Raw genomic sequence first — 24372 nt, 5'->3', positions numbered from 1 at the left:
GGCATGCACCAATGGGTTCGCATAATGTTTCTTTAGTATTTAGTTATTGCCAACCGTTTGATCTTGTAGTTTATCAACTACAATTCTTTGATCGCGGTTTGCTAAAACCCAAGCTGTGTAGAATACCAACTCAGCTCTTTTTCTTAGCATTTCAAAATTGATTTTGTCAACAGTATCTGTTGGCTGATGATAATCCTCATGCACACCATTAAAATAGAAAATTATAGGCACATTGTTTTTGGCAAAATTCCAGTGGTCTGATCTGTAATAGATTCTGTCTGGATGACTCTCATCATTGTAAGTATAGTCGAGGTCAAGGTTTGAAAATGTGCTATTTACTTTTTCACTGATTTCGTGCAGTTCAGTTGATAGACGGTCTGAGCCTACTAAATAAACATACTCAGGATTATCCTTATGTTCAGGGTCAACTCTTCCAATCATGTCAATATTTAAATCAACGATAGTGTTTTCTAGTGGGAACACAGGGTTGGCAGCATAATATTCAGAGCCTAAAAGACCTTTTTCTTCACCAGTCACTGTCATAAATAACATACTTCTTCTTGGACCTTTACCATCAGCCTTAGCTTTTACAAAAGCTTCAGCCAGTTCAAGAACAGCAACTGTTCCAGAACCATCATCATCTGCACCATTATAAATCTGACCATCGCTCATTCCTACGTGATCGTAATGAGCAGTTAATACTACCAATTCATCTTTTTTATCAGTTCCTTCTAAGTATCCAAGTACATTTTCAGAGCTAACTGTCTCAACATCAAAACCTACTTTAATACTTACTTTGGCATTTTTGATTTTCTTCTTCGATTCGCCTTTTGCTGCAGACCTGATCGTTTCAATGTCAGAACCCATCAAGCTTGCCGCAACAGAAGGCTTAAGGAAGAAAACGCCATCTGTACCTGCTTCAGGTTTTTTAACTGAAAGCCTACCCCCACTCAGGTAGTGTTCCATTTGGGAACCATAACTACTAAAAGCTTCATCAGAACCTGTATTTATTGCATAAAGGTTAGTTGCGCCTTTTTCTTTAGCAATTTGAGCCGGCCCTCTCCATGCTCTTGTATTATCTACAACAACTAAAACACCTTTTCCTTTTACATCAAGGCCTGAAAATGATTCTTCGGTACCTGCTCCTGCAAATACAATTTCTTCATTCACTTCACCAGAGGTTTGTCCGTTGCCATAATATACAAGGCTTGCGTAGTCATTGCTTATTTTGTCTTTTCCATTTTTGATATAAATCTCTCCTGGTTTAGAGGTGTACAACACGACTTCCTGGAGAAAACCTTTATTATCACCACCTTTAACAGGGCCATTTAATCCTAACTTTTGGAATTGGGCAGCAATATAAGCTGCAGCCATTTTCTGTCCTGCTTTAGCAGTTTCACGTCCCTGCATCGCATCGGATGCTAAAACTGATAAATGTGCATATAGATCATCATTTGTAATCGTGCTTGCATATTCTTTTGCTTCCTGTTCATCCTGAGCAAAAACACTAACAGAAAAGGCCAGTATTAAAGAGCAAGATATTAGTATCTTTTTCATATTATTTGGTTTAGTCATATCGTTCAAAATTATGGAATATTGGTTTTGTGATGCTCAAAACTGCTTAAGAATTTTACAAGCGGCAGTATTTGAGACAGACAGGTAGATATTGGTTTTTTATTAGAATCCTGAACAATTTTTATGGCAAATAAATTATAACTTTGCAGTCCCAAAAAGGTGCTCTTAATTTAAGCTATATGAAACTAGATATCACTTACAAAGAAAGGTTCGATACCAGGCATAATGGCCCTGATGACAATCAGGTGGCTGATATGTTAAAATTTATTAAAGCCGATTCGCTCGACCATCTTATTGATGAGACTATACCCCAGTCTATTCAATTAGAGAAGGAAATGGATTTGCCTTTGGCTAAAAGTGAATATCAGTTTTTAAATGATTTTAAAGCTTTAGCTTCTAAAAACAAAATATTTAAATCATATATAGGCACCGGTTATTATGACACAGTAACACCGGGGGTTATCCTTAGAAATATACTTGAGAATCCAGGATGGTATACTGCTTACACTCCTTACCAGGCTGAAATAGCTCAGGGTAGATTAGAGGCCTTAATCAACTTCCAGACAATGGTTATAGACCTTACTGGAATGGAGATTGCCAATGCATCATTACTTGATGAAGGAACAGCTGCCGCTGAGGCCATGACTATGCTTGCAGGTGCAAGAAAAGGAGCCAAGAAGAATGCTAATAAATTCTTTGTTGATCAGAATACATTTCCTCAGACTTTAGATATACTTAAAACCAGAGCTATCCCTGTTGGAATAGACTTAGTTATTGGTGACTTAGCAACTTTAGACCTAACTGATGAGAATCTATACGGAGTGCTTTGTCAATACCCTAACAATGATGGAGCTGTAATTAATCACTCTGATTTTATTGCTTCAGCTAAAGAAAACAATGTGTTTGTTTCAGTGGCTACTGATTTGATGAGCTTATTGTTGTTAAAGTCTCCAGGAGAAATGGGTGCTGATGTTGTTGTTGGTACCAGCCAGAGATTTGGTGTTCCTATGGGATATGGAGGTCCACATGCCGCTTTTTTTGCAACAAAAGATGAGTTTAAAAGGCAGATTCCGGGGAGAATTATCGGTGCGTCTTTAGATGCTCAGGGTAATAATGCCTACCGAATGGCATTGCAAACTAGAGAGCAGCATATCAGAAGGGAAAAAGCTACCTCAAATATTTGTACTGCTCAAGTGTTATTGGCTGTTATGGCGGGTATGTATGCTGTTTATCACGGACCAAAAGGATTGAAAAAAATTGCTTCCCGCATCCATGGACTAACTCAATTACTAAACAAGGCTCTGGAAGCTGCTGGATTGAAACAGGAAAATAACAATTTCTTTGATACACTAAAGGTGGCAGTAGCCAATAAAGAAGCCATCAAAACAAAGGCTGAGGCTCAAGGAATAAATTTCAGATATTTCGAGACTAGTCATATTGGTATTGCCTTGGATGAAACCACAAGAATTGAAGACATCCAAGCGATTGTCAATATTCTTGGTGGTACCGGATTTGACTTTGGAAAAGCCTCTGAAGATTTGTCTATCAACTGGCCGTCAGAGCTGGTTAGGAAATCTCGGTATTTAGAGCACGAAGTATTCAATCAATTCCATGCAGAGCATGAGATGCTTCGTTATATAAAAAGACTTGAAAATAAAGACCTTTCATTGGTACACAGTATGATTTCATTAGGGTCATGTACAATGAAGTTAAATGCTACTGCTGAAATGATTCCAGTCACGTGGCCAGAATTTGGCAGACTTCACCCATTTGCTCCACAAAGCCAGGTTGAAGGATATAATGAACTATTCAAAGACCTTGAAGCATGGTTATGTGAGATTACGGGTTTCCATGCCATGTCATTGCAGCCAAATAGTGGCGCCCAAGGTGAGTATGCTGGCCTGATGGTAATAAGAGCATATCATGAGAGTAGAGGTGATACCCATAGAAATATCACTTTAATCCCCTCATCAGCACATGGAACTAATCCTGCTAGTGCTGTTATGGCGGGTATGCAGGTGGTTATAGTTAAATGTGATGAAAAAGGGAATATTGATCTCGATGATCTTAAGGCCAGAGCTGCTGAGCATAAAGACAATCTAAGTGCATTTATGGTTACATATCCTTCTACTCACGGTGTTTTTGAGGAGAGTATTAAAGAGATGTGTCAAATTATCCATGACTGTGGAGGTCAGGTTTATATGGATGGGGCAAATATGAATGCACAAGTTGGGTTGACTAGTCCTGCTAATATTGGTGCAGACGTATGTCACCTTAACCTTCACAAGACTTTCTGTATTCCTCATGGTGGTGGTGGACCTGGAATGGGACCTATTGGTGTAGCCAAACAGTTAGCTCCCTTCTTGCCAGGTAACCCATTGGTTAAAGCCGGTGGAGAAAAAGCAATTACGGCTATCTCCGCGGCACCTTATGGAAGCGCCAGCATTTTAACAATATCTTATGCTTATATCGCAATGATGGGTAGAAACGGGTTGAAGAAGGCTACACAGTTGGCAATTCTTAACGCCAACTACATCAAAGAGAAATTGTCTGGGCATTATGATGTGCTTTACACTGGTAAAAACGGACGTGCCGCACACGAAATGATTATTGATTGCCGTGAGTATAAGAAGTTTGGTGTTGAAGTGGAGGATATAGCTAAGAGGTTAATGGACTATGGCTTCCATGCTCCAACTGTATCATTTCCTGTAGCTGGCACCATGATGATAGAGCCTACGGAGAGTGAAAATATTCACGAACTGGATAGATTCTGTTCTGCCATGATTGAGATCAGAAATGAGATCAAAGAAGTGGAATCAGGATTAGCTGATAAGGAAAACAATGTATTAAAAAATGCTCCACATACAGCAGCTGTTATTACTGCTACTGAGTGGAACAAGCCTTACAGCAGAGAAAAGGCAGCTTACCCATTGTCATATATAGCTTCTAACAAGTTCTGGCCTACTGTAGGAAGAATTGATAGTGCTTATGGTGACAGAAACTTGGTTTGTAGCTGTTTACCCATGGAAGAGTATACTCAAGACACAGAGCCGATAGAGGCCTAAGTGATTTGAAAATACCAACAAAAAAGGCCGCTCTTGAGCGGCCTTTTTTGTTGGTATTTTCAAACAGATGATTTTGTAGAGTCTAATAGAATGATTCCAATAATCAGTAATATATTTTGACTCAAAATAAATGCATGTACTTTTTGGTGGGTTAAATAACTTGTTTGCCAAATAATATAAGGTTTAATTGCGTCCTTCAACTTAAACCAAATATTATGAAACGTTTTACTCGTTCGGGCATTCTATTGCCCTTACTTTTTGTGTCCATGGGTCTCATGGCACAAACCCCAGCTCAAAAGGAGCAAATCAAAAAAAAATACAATCTTTCAAAATTGAATCAGCTTGAAGATCAATTGAGGCAAAAAGCTGAAAATGAGAAACGAGCTGCAATTCAAAAAGCAGAGCAGAATGGTTGGCCCACTCGGAGAACTTTACCTGATGGCCGATTAATTGAAATTCAGAGAGTTGTTGATGGACAACCTATCTACTTTACAACATTTAATGTTGATGCAGCCCTCTCTACAAGAACAAATCACCTAAATATTGGTGGTTCCTTGGGACTTTCACTAATGGGCCAAAACATGACAGCCCACGTATGGGATGGTGGATTGGCCAGGAGTTCTCATCAAGAGTATGATGGTGCTGGAGGCACTAATCGTTTTTCAATTGGCGATGGATCAACCACTTTAAACTATCATTCCGCACATGTTACTGGTACCATTATGGCCTCAGGTTTTCAACCTGCAGCTAAGGGCATGGCACCACATGCATACGCTGTTGGTTACGATTGGAATAGCGATAAAGCCGAAGCTACAACAGCATCGGCAGCTGGTATGCTAGTATCAAACCACTCCTATGGTTATGCAACTAGAAATCAAAATGGACAGGTACAGCTTCCACAGTATTTCTTTGGTGGATATATAGATGAGTCAAGAGATTGGGATCAAATTTTATATGATGCACCGTATTATTTGATGGTTGTGGCTGCTGGTAATGATGGAAACGATAATACTGCTAACACCAACCCAACAGGTGGCTCAGGTTTTGATAAATTAACAGGACATTCTACTGCTAAGAACAATCTTGTTGTTGCTAATGCACAGGATGCTAATGTTGACACTAATGGTAATTTAATTTCTGTAGCCATCAACAGCAGTAGTAGTGAAGGGCCAACCGATGACTTTAGAATTAAACCGGACATTACTGGAAATGGCACAGGCGTTTACTCTTCATATGAAAGCAGTAACTCAGCCTATAATTCTATAACAGGAACATCAATGGCCTCGCCAAACGTAGCAGGAACTTTGCTTTTACTTCAGCAGCATTACAATAACGTGAACGGCACTTATATGAGATCTGCTACATTAAAAGGTCTAGCAATGCACACCGCAGACGATGCCGGAGTATCGGGGCCGGATGCTGTTTTTGGCTGGGGGTTGCTTAATGCAAAAAGAGCAGCAGAAACCATAACAGAAGCAGGAAACAGTGCCAGAGTTGAAGAATTATCACTTTCCTCAGGGCAGTCATACACTATTACTGTTGAGGCTGATGGAATAAGCCCACTATTGGCCTCTATTTCATGGACTGACCTTCCTGGTACTGCTAATTCAGGCACAGTCAATCTTACTACTCCTGTTTTGGTAAATGATTTGGATATCAGGGTATCAAAATCAGGTACAACTTATTTCCCTTACAAACTAACAGGGGCTACTACTAATTCAAAATCGGATAACAATGTAGATCCGTATGAAAGGGTAGATGTGAATGGCGCTACAGGAACCTATACAATTACTGTTACTCACAAAGGTTCACTTGCTGGTGGAAGTCAGGATTATACTTTAATTGTAACAGGAATAACAGGAGCACCTGTAGTGTGTAACGCTACTACACCTATAGGTCTGGATGTAACCAATGTGGGGTCTTCAACAGCCGCGGCCAATTGGGGCGCTGTAGCTGGTGCTTCATATGACTTGAGGTATAGAGTAAATGGCACATCAACATGGACAACAATAGCTTCAGCAGTGGCAAGCTATAATTTTTCCGGATTATCGCCACAAACACAATATGATGTTCAGGTAAGAAGTAGGTGTTCTGACGGTACCACCTCTTCCTATTCATCAATATTCAATTTTACAACTACAGAAATACAGCTGAATTACTGTACTGCTAATGGTAATAGTGTTGCTGATGAATATATAAGTCGAGTTCAAATAGGCACGATAAATAATTCCTCAGGAGCAGGTTCTGGAGGATATCAGGATTTTACATCAGTTTCAACAACTGTTGAAAAGGGGCAGTCATATACGGTGACAGTTACTCCAACATGGACAGGTTCTCAATACAATGAAGCTTACGCAGTCTGGATAGATTACAATAAGGATGGTGATTTTGGAGATGCGGGAGAACAAGTATGGTCACAAGCTCCTACACAAAGCTCACCTGTAACTGGCAGCTTTACAATACCAACGGGTGCTGGTGAAGGTAGCACTAGAATGCGAGTGATTATGAGATATAATGCTGCTCCTACTTCTTGTGGATCATTTAATTATGGAGAGGTGGAAGACTATACGGTAAACATCGGTGGATCAACGGCTGATACTGAGGCACCCACTGTACCAACCTCACTTGCAACTTCAAATGTGCAACAAACAACGCTAACATTAACATGGAATGCTTCTACAGACAATGTTGGTGTAACAGGCTACGATGTTTATCAGGGTGCTAGTTTGCTGGGAAATGTAACAGCAACAACAGCCAACATTACTGGACTGACAGCATCAACGGCCTATACTTTTAGTGTGAGAGCTAAAGACGCAGCGGGAAATCAGTCCACGGCAGCAACTGTTAACGTGACTACTCAAAGTCCACCGGATACAGAGGCTCCAACCACACCTGGCAACTTAACAGCTTCTAATGTGCAGGAAACCACCTTAACGTTGTCTTGGAATACTTCAACTGATAATGTTGGTGTGACTGGTTATGATGTTTATAATGGTGCGACACTTTTAGGATCAGTAGCTGGTACCAGTTCTAATATAACCGGGCTAACTGCAGGAACGAGTTATACATTTAATGTAAGAGCTAAGGATGCTGCTGGAAACCAATCATCTGCTGCTTCAGTAAATGTTACAACTCAAAGTACAGGCATTACTTGTTCTTCAACCGTCAATTTGCCTTATGCTCAAGGTTTCGAATCCGGCTTTGGTAGTTGGACACAAGCTGGTAGTGATGACTTTGATTGGGCCAGAAGAAGCGGATCTACGCCATCTGGAAGCACAGGGCCATCATCTGCTTCAGAAGGATCATTTTACTTATACGTAGAAGCGTCATCACCAAACTACCCAAGCAAAACTACAATTATAGAAAGTCCTTGTTTTGACCTTTCGGGAGAATCAACAGTGAATTTTGGTTTTAAGTATCATATGTATGGTGCAGCTATGGGCTCTTTGAATTTGCAGGCTAGTACTGACGACAGTAACTGGACAAGTGTTTGGAGCAGGTCAGGTAATCAGGGTAACTCCTGGTTGACAGCGGATGTAGATATGTCTTCTTATTCAGGGGATATTGTAAAGTTGAGATTCGTAGCAACAACGGGCACAAACTACACAGGAGATATGGCAATTGACGATCTAGCTATGAGTGTTGGAGGAACAGGCTCAACTGATGTTGCATTAACATTAGTCTTTGATAACTATCCTGAAGAAACAAGCTGGCAGATTAGAAGTGGAAGTACAGTTGTTGCATCTGGAGGAACCTATGGATCACAGGCAGATGGCTCAACTTTAAATGTAGATGTTACTTTACCAGATGGCTGTTACGATTTCATAATATCAGATGCTTATGGCGATGGTATATGTTGTTCATATGGCAATGGTTCTTACTCGTTATCAGCGGGAAGCACTGTATTAGCCTCTGGAGGTTCATTTGCGAGCAGTGAAAGCACCAATTTTTGCCTTGGAGCATCATCATTTAGTGGCTATGCAACCCTTGGTACATCAATTCAGGAAGGTATTAGACCTGATGGCTTTAGTGTTTATCCAAACCCATCAACCGATATACTAAACATTTTCACTGGAAAAATGGGAGCCTCTAAATACCAAATTATCAGTGCTACCGGACAGGTGTGGCAAGAAGGAGCTTTTTCAGGAAATCAAAACTCCATTAATATTAGTGCTCTAAAAGCTGGGTTCTATTATATTGAAGTTTATGATGAGCAGAATAAAGTGATTAATAAAATTGTAAAGCAGTAGATCCTGCAAACAATTGACCCGTCCAAAATAAACAAAAGGGAGTCTCAATTGAGACTCCCTTTTTTAATGCCTTTGAGCAGCGGTTGTGTCAGAAGTTTGAAATTTCGTGAACTTGTTGCCTCTGCATTACAGAATAATATAATTATTCATTATAAAGTACTGTAATTACTGTCTGCCCAACAGCTTGTAGTGTTTCTTTGCTTATAATATCCATATTGTCTTTGTGGGTATGATGAAAGTCACCAAATGAATTGCTGACAGGGTCGGTAGGAATAATATCAATCATTGGAATCTTGGCATATTCGTTGACAAAATAATGGTCGTCAGTTATGGCGCCTCCTTCTTTTCTAATAAAGTATCTGTCATAGCCCAATTTAGAAGCTTGTCCCCAAACCTTATCTACAATGGATGGGGCATAAAAATTAGAATGGCCTTCAACATAGAATTTAGCATTTTTACCTCCTACCATATCCAGCAGAATTCCATAATAGGCAGAATAGCCCCTTTTATGCTTGTTTTTTGACCAATATTGAGAGCCCAGGCACCACCAGTCCTCCCATCCATCCCTTACAGGTGTGTACCTTTGATGTGAGCTGTCGTTGCCCCAATCTTCACCATCAAAAAATATAATGTCTACTCCAATTGCTAATGAATCACTTTGAGAAAGAAGTCTGGCTATTTCTAATAATACACCAACTCCACTTGCTCCATCATTGGCCCCAAGTATAGCTTCATCTTTTCTTTCTGTGTCCTTGTCAGCAAACGGGCGGCTGTCCCAGTGGGCAGCCAGCAATATCCGCTTTGTCTTGATTTCTGGATTATAACTTGCAATAATATTTCTTAGCGCCATGGGCTTGTAGTCAAATGATGTTGCATCAAATGTTTGTTCTGTCACTTCCCAATGGTAAGACTTGAGCTTTGCAACAAGATAATCTCCTGCCTCTATGTGCGGTCTGGTACTTGGCACCCTGGGGCCAAAATCAACCTGCTTTTTTACAAATGAATAGGCCGAATCAGCATTAAAGCTTGGCGCTTTTACAATCTTTACATTTTTAGATACTTTATCTTCTGTTGTAGTTTTCTTACTACTATCGCATGATATAGCTAAAATAGATAAGACAGTTAACCCTATTATTAGTTGTTTGGTCATCTTTTGGTGTTAAAAGTTGTGATTTTGCGGCTCTAGGCCATGTTATCGTAATACATTGTTTGTAAAGCAAATAAAATTGATTTAGATTTGCACCGTAAATATAATAAGTTTCTGAGGGGACACCGAGTCCCCTCTTTTTATATTAAGAATTTGAAAAATTTACAGTCAGGCATAAGGCAAATGGCGGAGGGCTTTCTCACTAACAGTGAACACTTTATTGTTGATGTGATAATATCTTCAGAAAAAGGGCCTTCAAAAATTTTGGTATTGCTTGACGGGGACAATGGTGTAACCATTGATGATTGCGTGTCTTTGAGCAGAGCCATAGGTCATGAACTGGAAGAAAATGAAATAATGGAGGATAAATATACTCTTGAGGTTTCTTCTCCAGGGGTCGATTTTCCACTTTCATCACACCGACAATACCTAAAAAATATTGGAAGAAGTGTTAAGGTTTATACCAATGAAGGAGAGGAAATTAAAGGAGTGCTCAAAGAAATATCTGAGACGATGCTTTTGTTGGATAAAGAGGTGAAGAAAGGTAAAAAGATCACTTTTGAGCCAATGGAGCTGTCTTTAGAGGATGTTAAAAAAACTATTGTTCAGGTTTCATTTAAATAATTAACTAATAAATATAAAATGAATGCTTCTGTATTAATCGAGTCTTTTGCAGATTTTGCGAAACAGAAAAACATTGACAGACCAACGATGATCAGAATTCTGGAAGATGTTTTCAGAACAATGATCAAGAGAAAGTTTGAGACTGATGAGAATTTCGACATCATTATCAATGCCGATAAGGGTGACCTTGAGATTTGGAGGTTTAGGGAAATTGTTGATGACAATTCTGAAGATATATGGGATCATGACAAGATAAGCCTTTCTGAAGCACAGAAAATTGAACCAGATTTTGAAATTGGTGAAGAGGTTGCTGAAGAGATTACTTTAGAAGATTTTGGAAGAAGAGCTGTTATGACGGCCCGTCAGACGTTGATTCAAAGAGTAAAGGATCTTGAAAAAGATATTTTATTCGAAAAATATAAGGATTTGGTTGGTGAAATTATCACAGGCGAAGTTTATCAGATATTGAGCAGAGAGGTTCTTTTGATCGATGCTGAAGGAAATGAAATTTCAATTCCTAAAAATGAGCAAATCCATAAGGATAGATTCAGAAAGGGCGATCAGGTAAGAGCGATTGTTGACCGTGTTGACATGTACAATGGTAGCCCGAAGATCATCCTTTCAAGAACCAGCCCTATATTCTTGGAGCGACTTTTTGAAAGTGAAGTTCCGGAAGTTTATGACGGTTTAATCACAATTAAAAAGGTAGTAAGAGAGCCTGGCGAAAGAGCAAAAGTAGCTGTTGAATCTTACGATGATAGAATTGATCCTGTAGGTGCATGTGTTGGTATGAAAGGGTCTAGAATCCACAGTATCGTACGTGAGCTTCAAAATGAGAACATAGATGTTATCAACTTTACTGATAACATGGACTTATATATTACCAGAGCATTGAGCCCTGCTAAGATCAGCAGCATTAAAATTGCTGAGGATGAAGACAGAGTTTCTGTTTTCTTAAAGCCTGATCAGGTGTCGCTTGCTATTGGTAAAGGAGGTCAGAATATCAAACTTGCAAGCAGATTGGTTGGTAAAGAGATTGACGTGTTCAGAGAGCTTGGAGAATATGACGAGGAGGATGTGGATCTTGACGAGTTTGGAGACGAAATTGAAAGCTGGGTGATAGACGAATTGAAGAGAATTGGTCTTGATACCGCTAAGAGTGTATTGGCACTTACAAAAGAAGAATTAGAAAGAAGAACAGATTTAGAAGAAGAGACTATCGATAATGTTTTAAGAATATTGAAACAGGAGTTCGAATAGGCTTATTTTTTAAACTAACAAAAAAACGAGATATTTGAATATGGCAGATGAAAAAACCATGAGGCTTAGCCAGGTGGCAAGAAAACTCAATGTTGGTCTATCTACTATTGTTGATTTTTTAGCCGAAAAAGGCTTTGAAGTTGAGAGCAGTCCTAACGGTAAAATTACCGGAGAACAGTTTAGTATGCTCTCCAAGGAGTTTGCTGACTCTGCTTCAGAGAAAAAAGAAGCTTCTGGTCTTTCTATAGGTATTAAGCATGTTGAGGCTACACAAGAACCTGAGCCTGCCAAAACACCTAAGAAGGAAGAAGATGAGGAAGTTTTAATTAAAAATTTATCTGCCGATAAAGTTAAGACTGAAGAAAAGGCTGAACAGAAACCTGAACGGGTTGAAAGTGAGAAACCAAAACTTCAGGGAATTAAGGTTCTTGGTAAAATTGATTTGGGTAAAAAACCAGAAAAGAAAGAAGAACCTGTAGCCCCTAAAGCTGAAGAAAAGAAGGAAGAGCCAGTAGCCCCCAAAGCTGAGGAAAAGAAAAAAGAGGAGCCAGTAGCTCCTAAATCTGAAGTAAAGACGGACGAGAAAGTAGAAAAGAAGGAAGAACCGAAAGCAACTCCTCCAGCTCCTGTTGCTCCGCCTAAAGTTGAACCCCCAGAGGTTAAGGAAGAGGCAGGAAAAGTTATTGAGGCAAGAGCTGATAAACTTCAAGGTCTAAAAGTGGTAGGTAAAATTGAGCTGCCAAAAGAAAGGGACAAAAGGAGCAAGCCTGTAGCATCCTCTGATGACAGAAAGGCTGAGAAGAAAAAAAGACCTCGTAAAAGAGTTCAGACTTCTAGACCAGATTCAAGAAATCAGGGAGGAGCTGACAGAAGAAAACCTCAGGATACCAGAAAGCGTGTTGAAAAGGAAGAACCTTCTGAAAAGGAAATTCAGGATCAAATTAAAGCTACCCTTGCCAAATTAAGCGGCAACAAGAAAAAAGGCGGTGCAAAATATAGACGTGAAAAACGATCTGCAATAGCTGATGCTAAAGAGGAGCAAATGCTTCAGGAGGCGGAGGATTCTAAAACCCTGAAAGTAACAGAATTTATTTCTGCCAATGATTTAGCCTCGCTAATGAATGTGTCTGTAAATGAGGTAATCTCAACATGTTTAAGTCTTGGCATGTTTGTTTCAATCAATCAGAGACTTGATGCAGAATCCATTACCGTTATAGCCGATGAATTTGATTATAATGTCGAGTTTACAACGGCAGATGATGAAACGGATGTAGTTGAAGAAGAGGATACAGCAGAAAACTTAAAAGACAGAGCTCCAATTGTTACTATCATGGGTCACGTTGACCATGGTAAAACATCTTTGCTCGATTACATTAGAAATTCTAAAGTGACCGCTGGAGAGGCTGGAGGTATTACACAGCACATTGGTGCCTATGATGTAATGACTGAAAGCGGTCAGAAGGTAGCATTTTTGGATACACCGGGTCACGAAGCCTTTACAGCGATGCGTGCTCGTGGAGCTAAGGTTACGGATATTGTGATTATTGTGGTAGCAGCAGATGACGATGTTATGCCACAAACCAAGGAGGCTATTAATCACGCCCAAGTAGCTGGTGTGCCTATTGTAATAGCAATTAATAAAATTGACAAACCAGGTGCTAACCCAGATAAGGTGAAAGAGTCACTTTCAGCTATTAATATCTTGGTTGAGGACTGGGGCGGTAAATACCAATGTCAGGCAGTTTCTGCTAAGACAGGTGAGGGTATTGATGAGCTGTTGGAGAAGGTATTACTAGAGGCAGAGCTTTTAGAATTGAAAGCCAACTATAATAAGAAAGCTTCGGGAACTGTAGTGGAGGCCTCTCTGGATAAAGGCCGTGGATATGTAGCTACACTACTTGTTCAGAGCGGAACACTTAAAGTAGGAGACATTATTTTGGCTGGTGCTTATCATGGTAGGGTGAAAGCTATGTTCGACCATATAGGTAAACCTAAAAAGGATGTTGAACCATCAACACCAGTCCTTGTTTTAGGTTTGGATGGAGCCCCTCAGGCTGGTGATAAGTTCAACGTTATGGACTCTGATCGCGAAGCCAGGGAAATTGCAACCAAGAGGGAGCAGATCCTGCGTGAGCAAAGCATCAGAACTAAGAAGCACATTACGCTTGACGAGATTGGACGTAGATTGGCCATTGGTTCATTTAAAGAACTTAATGTTATCATTAAAGGTGACGTAGATGGTTCAATAGAAGCTCTTTCTGATTCATTATTGAAATTAAGTACAGAAGAAGTACAGGTTAATATCATACACAAAGGTGTGGGACAGATTTCTGAGTCTGATGTCTTGCTAGCGTCTGCTTCAGATGCCGTGATAGTTGGTTTTCAGGTAAGGCCATCAGGATCAGCTAAGAAGATTGCAGAGAACGAAGAGATTGAAATTAGACTTTACTCCATTATTTACGATGCCATCAATGATGTTAAAGATGCCATGGAAGGTATGCTTGATCCAGAAGTTGAAGAGGTAATAGTTGGTAATGTTGAAGTTAGAGATGTATTTAAGATCACTAAGGTAGGAACAGTAGCAGGTTGTATGGTAACTGAGGGATATGTTAAGAGAAATAACCCTATCCGTTTAATTAGAGAAGGTATAGTTATCTATTCTGGTGAAATGGGTCAGTTGAAGAGGTTCAAAGACGATGTTGCTGAGGTTAAAAATGGCTACGAATGCGGATTGAGTATCAAAAACTTTAATGATATAAAAGTTGGTGACGTGGTGGAGAGTTACGAAGAGCGCGAAAGAAAACGTACACTTTAGAAGTTTATAGAAATGATAAAAAGGGAGCTTTTAGCTCCCTTTTTTTTTGATAATTAGATAATAATAAGTTTTCATTATATTATTTTACCGAATTAAGCGAAAATGTGATGCAAAAATTTGTAACATTATCACTTAGTATTGTATATTACTTTTTTAATTTTTATCAAAACAATATTAAAATTGACGACTTATTTTTAAATTGGTCTTCAAATAACTTTATTTGTCCATCAAAACTTACATAAACAAACTTTAGGCCATGGAAGAAACCTCGACACAATCCTTTGAAGCTTGGAACATGTGGGCACAGTATATTGCCTACGGTCTTGCAGGATTATCTGTGCTCATTTTATTGGGTCACATTTTAAAACTGGGAGCTACAAGTGACTCAAAGACTAAATACGATTACATTAATCGCGCTGAGATAAACATACTCATGACATGCAGTGTGCTCCTTATCGTTGGAGGCGGATTCTATGCTAATTCGTATATAGCAGAACTTAGCATTTTATGGTTGTTTGTACGATTATTCGTTACTGTATCAATGGGGCTAATTATCGGAGTAATTGTTCAAAACCTACTTAAATTTTATTACCCATTCTACATTGAAAAGAGACTTAAGAAGCTTAGATACAAGCCGAGAATTTCTCCGAAAACTGGTAAAGCAATGAAATTACTTAGTGAGGAGGAAGAAGATGTTTACCTTGATGAAGGTATGCAGGCTGAAGAAGATATCTTTTCTATTGACTATGATGTTTGGGTAGATGAAGAAACAGGTTACACTAAAATCGAAAAATATTCTGGTCACTTACATGCATTGCAGTGTCCTGAGTGTAATTATCAGACTTTCAGAGTGACTAAGGAAGAGATTATGAAATCTCCGTCACATACTGAAGAAGGTGAACTATTGAAGCATTTTGAGTGTGGATATTGTGGTCACAAGTCTAAAAAGAACTTTAAGATTGCAATGCTTCGCGATGTAGCAGCTGAAGAAGGCGCTACCGCTTAATTCCTATACAAATTTTAAAAAATAAGGGTTCCTGATTCAGGAACCCTTATTTTTTTATAAGCTTGTCAGTTTTATTTGATCTGTGTAAAATTTTAATCGAGTGGTGTTGCGATCCATTATCTCGATCTTTTCAATCATATCAAGTTTATGATTGAAGAATACCTCAACAAAATAATTGTCCATTAGATAAAGGTTCACCTTGTACTTATAGTACCTTATGGCGACTATGAAAGTGCCAGACTCATAGAGCACACTTATCTTATCTTTAATATTAAGTTGTTTAAAGTCTTTCCAGATCATATTCTCAACTTAAGAATTAATTTGATGAATTAAAATCTATGGGTGTGAAAAGAAAAAGCTCATCTAATCGGATGAGCTTTATAAGGGTGAAAGACGGGATGTATGACGAATCAGACTATGTCTGATTGTCAACATCGTGACCTTTAGCGTCACGACTCAACCTTTTAAAATAGGCTAAGTTTTTTTCAACTATTTCTTTTTCATATTTAATCATGAACTTGATGAGCCTTTCTTTATATAGGTTTTTAAGTTTGGATTCAAGTATAGTAGCTTGACTACGGGTCTCTTTGACTGTACTCCATAGGAGCAACCAAGGCACACCATTGGAAGTATATTTTTCATAACCACTATTGTGCCTTTCCAACCTTGATTCAAGGTTGGAAGTTTGGCCTTTATAAAACTTCCTTAGTTTAGGAGAATATAGTATGTAGACAAAGTACATAATTAAAAAAAGCTCATCTAATCGGATGAGCTTTATAAGGGTGAAAGACGGGACTCGAACCCGCGACCTCCTGAACCACAATCAGGCGTTCTAACCAACTGAACTACAATCACCATTTACCCGTAAGGGACTGCAAATGTAGATACTACAAATGATATTACAAATACTTACAAATAGATTTTATATTAGGGTCTGTTGAAAGTAAGGCGCTTACCTTGTTGAGATTCATTTAAGATGCCATTTTCATAGGCCAGGTGCCCTGAAACTAAGGTGTGAGTAACTTTAGATTTAAAAGTAGTTCCTTCAAAAGGCGACCATTTACATTTGGAAAGAATGTTTGTCTTGTCGACCGTCCATGGGTCATTGGTATCCACCAATACTAAATCAGCAAAATAACCTTCTCGGATATAGCCTCTTTTTTCAATTTCAAAGAGAATGGCAGGGCAATGACTGGCCTTATCAACTATTTGCTCTAAAGAAATTTTTCCTTGATGATGCATTTGAAGTAAAGCAACCAAACTATGCTGTACCAGGGGGCCACCTGATGGGGCATTAAAGTAGGAATTGCTCTTTTCTTCTAAAGTATGTGGCGCATGATCTGTAGCAATAACATCTATTGTATTGTCCAAAACAGCTTTCAAAATGGCCTCCTGATCATTTTTGGTTTTTACTGCAGGATTCCATTTAATAAAACTGCCTTTTGACTTATAATCGGCATCATTAAACCATAGATGATGAATACAAGCTTCAGCGGTAATTTTTTTCTGGCTTAATGGAATCGAATTATCAAATAGTTCAAGTTCCTTTGCCGTTGAAATATGAAGGATATGAAGCCGTGTACCGTGTTTTTTCGCAAGCGCAACGGCCATGGAAGACGATGTGTAGCATGCTTCTTCACTCCTAATTAAAGGGTGGCATTCTATAGGCACATCTTCACCATACTTTTCCTTATAGATTTCCGTGTTGTGTCTGATAGTCGCCTCATCTTCGCAGTGCGTTGCTATAAGTAAAGGTGCCTTGCTAAAAAGGTTTTCCAGTGTATCAGGATTATCAACCAACATATTTCCGGTGGAGGAGCCCATAAACACTTTTATACCACAAACAGATTTGGGATCTGTTTTCAAAACCTCTTCTATGTTATCGTTACCTGCTCCCATGAAAAAGGAGTAGTTAGCCAATGAGCGATGCGCTGCTATGTCATATTTATCTTGCAGCAATTCCTGAGATAGCGTGTTAGGAACTGTATTGGGCATTTCCATAAAACTGGTTACACCACCAGCAACAGCGGCTCTTGCCTCGGTGTAAATTTCTGCCTTGTGTGTTAGTCCTGGCTCACGAAAATGTACCTGGTCATCAATCAAGCCTGGCAATAAGTATTGGCCTTTGGCATCAATAATTTTATCGACATCATTACCAGAAATTACGGCATCTATTTTAGCGATAAATTCGTTTTTGACCAATACGTCAACTTCCCTTATTTTGCCTTCATTTACTACTCTTGCGTTGGTGATTAAAATTGATGCCATTATCCAATAATTTTGGTTTTAACTATATTTCAACGCAATTTACAGGCAAAGCCAGCGAGGTGCAAAGGATTTTTTAATTATGGCAAACAACATTTCATCTTTTGATGATTTTAAACTCAATAAGCAGCTTCTAAATGCAGTTGATGAGCTTGGTTTTAAGGAGCCTACACCAATACAAATAAAGGCTATTCCGTTGGCTAGTGCTGGTCATGATGTGATAGGCATCGCACAGACAGGAACGGGCAAAACCGCGGCATATCTACTGCCACTATTAATGAAAATTAAGTATTCTCAGGGCGAACATCCGCGGGCATTAATTCTTGCTCCTACCAGAGAACTTATTCTTCAAATAGAAGAAAACATTAAAGGCCTTTCGGTATATACAGATTTAAGATTTGTATCCCTTTATGGAGGTATTGGTCCTAAAACCCAAATTGAGAATGTCCAGAATGGAACTGATATTATAATAGCTACTCCAGGCAGGTTTCTTGACATCTATCTTAAGGGAGAGCTTGTGACAAAAATGATCAAAACGCTGATTATTGATGAAGCGGATAAGATGATGGACATGGGCTTTATGCCCCAGCTTAAACGTATTTTGGAGGTTATCCCTGTCAAGAGACAAAACCTACTGTTCAGTGCTACCATGTCTCCATTTGTTAAGAAGTTAAGCGAGGAGTTTTTGGAGTTTCCAGAGATTATTGAAGTGGCGCCAGAAAAACCGACCATAGATACTATAGATCAGGTGTTATATGAGGTGCCTAACCTTAAAACTAAGATTAACTTTTTAGAGCATTTATTGCAAGATGAGTCTATGTCAAGAGTCATAGTCTTTGCAAAAACCAAAATCACTGCGGATAATATCTCGAAATATTTAGAAAGGAGAAAGCTGGGCTCAGTGAGAGTAATTCATTCTAATAAAGGGCAGAATAGCAGAATCAATGCCATGAATGAATTTAAAGAGGGTGATCTTAGAATCCTTGTTTCAACGGATATTTCTGCAAGGGGTATAGATGTAAGTATGGTTTCGCATGTGGTCAATTTTGATGTCCCCATTATTTATGAGGACTATGTACATAGAATAGGGAGGACTGGTAGAGCTAATAATGCAGGAATAGCAATCACTTTTGCTAATAAAGCAGAGCTATTGCATATAAGTAAAATTGAAAAACTGATCAATCAACCTATACCTAGAAAGAAGCTGCCCCAGGAGGTGAACATAGAAAAGACAGGTTTTGAAGAGGGTCAGCAGATGGAGATGGACATTGATGCCTTTAAAAGAAAGGAAAATCCAGATTTCAAAGGGGCTTTTCATGATAAAAAGGCACGAGTGTTTAAAAAGGATGTTGATAAACCGAATAAATATCGATCAAATAAACAAAGCAGACCAAATAGGAATGCAAAAAAGAAAAGAAGATAGGCAATGATTATAAGGCAATGATCGGTAGATGTTAGTCGCTAAACACCAATTTTTGAGCTTTGATATTATAATTACTCTTTTTATTAGGCATTGAAATAATATAGCTTGTTCCTACACCTAGTTGAGAGGTAACTTCAACATGCCCTTTAAGTGTTTCGATTGTTTCTTTTAAAATAAAGAGTCCAAGGCCCGAGCCAGCACTTGCTTCGTTAGCTCTGTAGAACATGTCAAAAATACTGTTGAGATGACTTTTTTCTATGCCCAGACCATTGTCAGAGAATTGTATTATGAACTGGTTCTTTTTATTTTGAATGAGCACCTTTATAAACGGATGATCTTTAGCGGGATCAGAATAGCGTATGGCGTTAGAAATCAGGTTGGTAAGTATTATCCTTAGTCTTGTGACATCACTAAAAATAACTTCTCTTCCTTCAGAACTAACACTTAGTTCAATTTTCTCACAAGCAGGAATGAATCTATGATCTTCAAAAACATCATAAATCAATTCTTTCAAATCAATTTCAACTAAATCTACCTCAAGTTTTTTGTTTTTGGAATAGTCCACTATTTCTTTGATAAAGGCCTCCATTTTATAAACACTGGCTTTCATTAATGATAGATAGTTTTTTCTTTGGTCTTCATCCTGATCACGATCAGCTAAGTTAATTAGTCCAAGAATTGAAGTAAGTGGAGATCTTAAATCATGTGCAGTACTATAAATGAATTTGTCTAGTTCTTCATTTACTTTCTTTAGCTCCTTATTGTTTTTTTTCATCTCAGATGACTGTGACTTAATTTCTTCTAGCTGAAGCTTTGTTTGTTTCATCAAAGAAAAAAAGGCCTTTGACAAATTTTCAATTTCACTGGTTGGGTTTATCAGATCAACTTTTAAATCATAATTTGATTTTTCGTCCAAAAACTTATTCATCAAGGCCGACAGTTTTTTACAGGTCGTGATAGCTTTTTAGATAAAAAATAGCTGAGCACCATTGAAAGCCCGATGCAAAGAATTACAATAATGGTAAAAAAAGTAAATGCCGTGTGAATCAACTTTTCACCTTGAGTTTGAGTCTTGTTAGATAATAATTTGAATTCCTGATTTATTTTAAAAGTCAGATTGTTCAAATCATTCCTGAGCCCTTCATTGCTGGTTAATCCTATTTCTTTTTCAACCTCTGTTAGTTGATTAAATAACGCAGAATACTTAAGCACCTTATTCACTACCTGTTCATCAATATTATTTGATTTTAAGTGATCAATGATTTTTTGGGTTTCGATGTTGTGTTCATCCAGGTATTTGAGGTCACTTCTAAGAATGAAATCCTTTTCATGCCTTCTTAGCGTCAATATACTTGATAACTCAATTTCATGCTCTAGCTCATGAGCATATTTCCTCATTTCTCCTTCAAATCCATAATCCTTAAAGCCCCTCTTATATACCTTACTTTTCAATTGTTCAAAAGCATGGTCATACTTCTCCAACAAGTCTGAAACTTTGGATAAGTTTGGCTGAATATCATAATAGTCAGAGACTAACTTTGGAAGGTTAGCTTGATAAATGGCCAAAATAGATTTTATACTATCTCTTTTGAGAATGAAACTGCTTTGTCCGGTAATGAAAAAATTAGCATTGACAGATTCAATATCCAGAAAGTCATTGTCTACCTTTATTAGGTTTAGTGTAAGAACTTCAATGTTCGAAATATTCTGATTTAATGTTCTTACAGACTCAATTTTCTTTAAATAATAGAAGCAAACAGAACAGATTGATATCATGATTAAAATAATGATTAAAAACCCAGAGAGAATTCTGTTCTTTATTGAATTAATTTTAACTTTCATTGTACTACAAAAAAAGCTTTATCATTTTGATAAGCGTGGTTAATGTGTGAAAATAGGACACATAGAATGAACATTTATTTAATCGTAGGTTAACAAAATATTAGCATTTTGATTATGAAAAACGCACTCCCAGTACTGTTTTTATTTCTTCTTAGTTATCAGGCACTTGCGCAGACAGAAGATGAGAAAATGATAAAGGCCATTTTCGATAAGACCCTTACCGATGGTCAGGCCTATGATAATTTGGATTATCTGACCAATAAAATTGGAGCTCGATTAAGTGGTTCACCTCAGGCTGCTGCTGCTGTAGAGTGGAGCAAGCAGCTGATGGAGTCTTACGGGTTTGACAAAGTTTATCTGCAAGAAGTAATGGTGCCGCATTGGGTAAGGGGTACAAGGGAAAAGGCCCGTATCGTGAATTCTGATAAACTGGGAACCCGTGAAGTCAATGTCAGAGCATTAGGCAACAGTGTTGGTACAGGGTCTAAAGGTGTTTTAGCTGAGGTTGTAGAAGTTATGGGCTTAGATGAGCTTGAAAATTTAGGAAAGAAAAATATTGAAGGCAAAATTGTATTCTTTAATCGTCCGATGGATCAGACTCAAATAGCAACATTTTCTGCATACGGAGGCGCTGTAGATCAGCGCGGAAGTGGTCCATCTGAAGCTGCTAAATATGGAGCAATTGGTGTTGTAGTTAGATCTGTGGCTACCGTCTCAGATGATTTTCCTCATACTGGTTCTTTAAGGTATAAGGATGATCTGCCAAAAATACCTGCAGTGGCCATTAGCACTAACGATGCAGATGTGCTTGCTAAAGCCCTGAAAAGCAGCCCGGGATTGAAATTCTATTTTGAAACCTATTGCGAGATGCTACCAGATGTCCTTTCATACAACGTAATTGCAGAAATGACTGGAACAGAAAAACCGGACGAAATAATTGTGGTAGGAGGTCATTTAGACTCCTGGGATCTGGGTACTGGTGCTCATGACGATGGATCTGGTTGTGTTCAGTCGATTGAAGTTTTGAGAACACTGAAGGAGATTGGATATAAGCCTAAAAGAACATTGAGAGCAGTAATGTTTATGAATGAGGAGAATGGATTGAGAGGTGGTACAATATATGCAGAAATAGCTAAGGAAAAGGGAGAGAATCACATCTCTGCACTTGAGTCCGACAGTGGGGGTTTTTCGCCAAGAGGTTTTAGAATGACTGGTGATGAGAACTCAATAAAACTTTTGTCATCATGGCGCCCAATTTTTGAGCCTTATGGTATTTATGAGTTTGGCTTACCTGGAGGGGGTGCTGACATTGGCCCACTTAATAAGAGTCAGGGCACATTAATTATAGGGTTGATGCCCGATTCTCAGCGTTACTTTGATTACCATCATACAGATAATGACACCTTTGATAAGGTAAATAAAAGAGAACTTCATCTTGGAGCGGCAGGAATGACAGCCTTAGTTTATATGATGGATAAATACGGAGTAAAGTGAGCCAACCCATAGAAACCGAATTAACTAAGATACTTGGGATAAAATATCCCATCATAATGGCTCCAATGTTTTTGGTGTCGAATGCAGCCATGACTATTGCGGCTATTAAATCAGGTATTACCGGAGCCATCCCTGCCTTAAACTACAGAACTGATAAGGATCTAAGGGCAGCAATAAAGGAAATCAAGGACAAAGCCAAAGGCCCTTTCGGGATCAACTTGATTGTAAATAAGTCTAATGTGAGAATGAAAGAGCAACTCAATACTTGTGTTGAGTTGGGTGTTGATTTTATCATCACCTCGTTGGGTAGCCCTAGGTTGGTTATAGAAGCCTGTAAGCCCAAAGGAATTAAGGTTTTTTGTGATGTTGTAGATGTTGAGTATGCCATTAAAGTTCAGGAACTTGGAGCTGATGCTATTATTGCGGTAAACTCAGAGGCAGGTGGTCATGCTGGACCAATGTCTTATAAAGAGTTGATCCCTTTGCTGGTAGAAAAGTGTTTAATACCTATAATTTCTGCTGGTGGTGTAGGTACGGGCAAACAGTTAAAAGAAAAGCTGGAGCTAGGTGCATGTGGCATTTCTATGGGCAGTCCGTTTATTGCCACTAATGAGGCAGGGGTTTCTGATGATTATAAGCAGGCCATTGTGGACTACGGTGCTAAAGATATAGTCATGACCACAAAGCTGTCAGGAACGCCATGTACTGTTATCAATACGCCATATGTTCAGGAGATAGGGACAAAGCAAACCTGGCTTGAGAGATTGTTGAATAAAAACAAAACATTAAAGAAGTATGCTAAAATGCTCACTTTTTATAAAGGCATGAAATCATTGGAGAAGGCAGCTTTTGGTGCCACTTATAAAACTGTCTGGTGTGCAGGACCGTCCATTGAGTATGTAAAGAAGGTGCAGCCTGTCAATGAAATAGTAGAAAAATTAATATCAGAATATAATAGCTGACAATTTTAATAATATGATTCCCAAAATACCAGTGTGTGGAGTCAGTTAATTTGAATGCTCAAGTGCAACAAGAAAGGTGAGAAAAAAAACAAATTGCTGCATTTTCTTACGCATGTAATCCACTTAAAATACTCCATTTGCTGTTATGCCATTAAATACTCGAGACTAAAAGGAAAAGTATTCATTTCCACACTGAAATAATGTTATTGGCAATAAAAAATACTAGGAAATTAACAGAGAAGGTTGTTATTTAATGGATTATAATAATTTATTGTCTGTACTTGGCCGCCTCTTTGATGTTTATTTAACAATTATTCCATCAAAACTTACATGGTGCATACATAAATTATTAAGTGGGACTACACTTTAATTTAAGGTTATGCATGCTCAATCAGTCTTTAAAATAAGACACTTAATTATTTTATTTGTTCTGTTTATTTCATCAGAACTATATGCTCAGAATACAGTTTCCATAGGAACAGATGAGTTAAAGTCCAGTGCGATACTGTATTTGAAGGGGAATGGCTCCCAGGCATTTATCATACCTATAGTAGATGCGGTTAATCAAGTGTCCAATCCTGAGGCGGGTATGGTTGTATATCAGTCCTCTGATAATAAAGTTTATTTTCATAGTGGTTCACAAT

At 38.4% G+C, this 24372-nt stretch carries 17 protein-coding genes and 1 tRNA gene; 10 read left to right on the top strand and 8 right to left on the bottom strand.

Features of this window, described 5'->3' with window-relative positions:
• Nucleotides 1-39 precede the first annotated feature (39 nt).
• Entirely contained in the window at nt 40-1557 is a 1518-nt protein-coding gene (locus RIB54_RS00715; protein WP_350098808.1) for a M28 family peptidase, read from the bottom strand.
• Between the two features lie 197 nt (nt 1558-1754).
• On the opposite strand from RIB54_RS00715, the gene gcvP reads away from it, so the two are divergent.
• Nucleotides 1755-4640 carry an aminomethyl-transferring glycine dehydrogenase gene (gene gcvP / locus RIB54_RS00710; RefSeq protein ID WP_350098806.1) on the top strand — a complete coding sequence of 962 codons (2886 nt, stop codon included), beginning with the start codon at nt 1755-1757 and terminating at the stop codon, nt 4638-4640.
• Nucleotides 4641-4855: 215 nt separating this feature from the next.
• Nucleotides 4856-8890, top strand: a complete 4035-nt coding sequence (locus tag RIB54_RS00705) for a fibronectin type III domain-containing protein (protein ID WP_350098804.1) — start codon at nt 4856-4858, stop codon at nt 8888-8890.
• Nucleotides 8891-9032: 142 nt separating this feature from the next.
• On the opposite strand, the gene RIB54_RS00700 is transcribed toward RIB54_RS00705, so the two are convergent.
• Nucleotides 9033-10040, bottom strand: coding sequence for a M28 family peptidase (locus tag RIB54_RS00700; RefSeq protein ID WP_350098802.1), 1008 nt, complete (start codon nt 10038-10040; stop codon nt 9033-9035).
• Nucleotides 10041-10190: 150 nt separating this feature from the next.
• Here RIB54_RS00700 and rimP point away from each other — a divergent pair, with 150 nt between their 5' ends.
• The 4 genes from rimP (at nt 10191) to RIB54_RS00680 (ending at nt 15742) form a co-directional block, all read left to right on the top strand.
• On the top strand, nt 10191-10661 hold the full coding sequence (rimP, locus tag RIB54_RS00695; RefSeq protein WP_350098800.1) for a ribosome maturation factor RimP: 471 nt from the start codon (nt 10191-10193) through the stop codon (nt 10659-10661).
• A gap of 18 nt (nt 10662-10679) precedes the next feature.
• Nucleotides 10680-11921, top strand: a complete 1242-nt coding sequence (nusA, locus tag RIB54_RS00690) for a transcription termination factor NusA (protein ID WP_350068351.1) — start codon at nt 10680-10682, stop codon at nt 11919-11921.
• 40 nt (nt 11922-11961) lie between these two features.
• Nucleotides 11962-14736 (top strand): translation initiation factor IF-2, encoded by a 2775-nt coding sequence (gene infB / locus RIB54_RS00685; protein WP_350098798.1) that lies wholly within the window; start codon nt 11962-11964, stop codon nt 14734-14736.
• 256 nt (nt 14737-14992) lie between these two features.
• Nucleotides 14993-15742: a hypothetical protein gene (locus RIB54_RS00680; protein ID WP_350068347.1), complete on the top strand. Its 750-nt coding sequence runs from the start codon at nt 14993-14995 to the stop codon at nt 15740-15742.
• A 54-nt stretch (nt 15743-15796) separates the two neighbouring features.
• Here the strand turns inward: RIB54_RS00680 and RIB54_RS00675 are convergent, their stop codons facing one another.
• The 4 genes from RIB54_RS00675 to RIB54_RS00660 all read right to left on the bottom strand — a co-directional run bounded on the left by RIB54_RS00675 (nt 15797) and on the right by RIB54_RS00660 (nt 18010).
• Nucleotides 15797-16042, bottom strand: coding sequence for a hypothetical protein (locus tag RIB54_RS00675; protein ID WP_350068345.1), 246 nt, complete (start codon nt 16040-16042; stop codon nt 15797-15799).
• Nucleotides 16043-16157: 115 nt separating this feature from the next.
• Nucleotides 16158-16484, bottom strand: a complete 327-nt coding sequence (locus tag RIB54_RS00670) for a GIY-YIG nuclease family protein (protein WP_350098796.1) — start codon at nt 16482-16484, stop codon at nt 16158-16160.
• Nucleotides 16485-16522: 38 nt separating this feature from the next.
• A tRNA-His gene (locus tag RIB54_RS00665) sits at nt 16523-16598 on the bottom strand.
• Nucleotides 16599-16669: 71 nt separating this feature from the next.
• Complete coding sequence (locus tag RIB54_RS00660) at nt 16670-18010, bottom strand: dihydroorotase (RefSeq protein WP_350068341.1); 1341 nt, start codon at nt 18008-18010, stop codon at nt 16670-16672.
• A gap of 79 nt (nt 18011-18089) precedes the next feature.
• On the opposite strand from RIB54_RS00660, the gene RIB54_RS00655 reads away from it, so the two are divergent.
• Nucleotides 18090-19430 carry a DEAD/DEAH box helicase gene (locus RIB54_RS00655; RefSeq protein ID WP_350098794.1) on the top strand — a complete coding sequence of 447 codons (1341 nt, stop codon included), beginning with the start codon at nt 18090-18092 and terminating at the stop codon, nt 19428-19430.
• Nucleotides 19431-19461: 31 nt separating this feature from the next.
• Here the strand turns inward: RIB54_RS00655 and RIB54_RS00650 are convergent, their stop codons facing one another.
• Complete coding sequence (locus RIB54_RS00650; protein WP_350098792.1) at nt 19462-20358, bottom strand: sensor histidine kinase; 897 nt, start codon at nt 20356-20358, stop codon at nt 19462-19464.
• Complete coding sequence (locus tag RIB54_RS00645) at nt 20358-21206, bottom strand: hypothetical protein (RefSeq protein ID WP_350098790.1); 849 nt, start codon at nt 21204-21206, stop codon at nt 20358-20360. Before RIB54_RS00645 ends, RIB54_RS00650 begins: the two co-directional genes overlap by 1 nt.
• A 180-nt stretch (nt 21207-21386) precedes the next feature.
• Between RIB54_RS00645 and RIB54_RS00640 the strand changes: the two genes are divergently transcribed.
• The 3 genes from RIB54_RS00640 to RIB54_RS00630 form a co-directional block, all read left to right on the top strand.
• Nucleotides 21387-22766: a M28 family peptidase gene (locus RIB54_RS00640; RefSeq protein WP_350098788.1), complete on the top strand. Its 1380-nt coding sequence runs from the start codon at nt 21387-21389 to the stop codon at nt 22764-22766.
• Nucleotides 22763-23728 carry an NAD(P)H-dependent flavin oxidoreductase gene (locus RIB54_RS00635; protein ID WP_350098786.1) on the top strand — a complete coding sequence of 322 codons (966 nt, stop codon included), beginning with the start codon at nt 22763-22765 and terminating at the stop codon, nt 23726-23728. The genes RIB54_RS00640 and RIB54_RS00635 overlap by 4 nt, the downstream gene beginning before the upstream one ends.
• Before the next feature lie 379 nt (nt 23729-24107).
• Nucleotides 24108-24372: phage tail-like protein (locus RIB54_RS00630; protein WP_350098784.1), on the top strand; the 265-nt coding region annotated here is incomplete at its 3' end.

The organism is Fulvivirga sp. (assembly GCF_040218215.1).
In the GTDB taxonomy this organism is placed as follows: Bacteria; Bacteroidota; Bacteroidia; order Cytophagales; family Cyclobacteriaceae; genus Fulvivirga.
The sequence above is the reverse complement of the archived record's forward strand: the minus strand, read 5'-3'. Positions and strand labels throughout refer to the sequence as shown.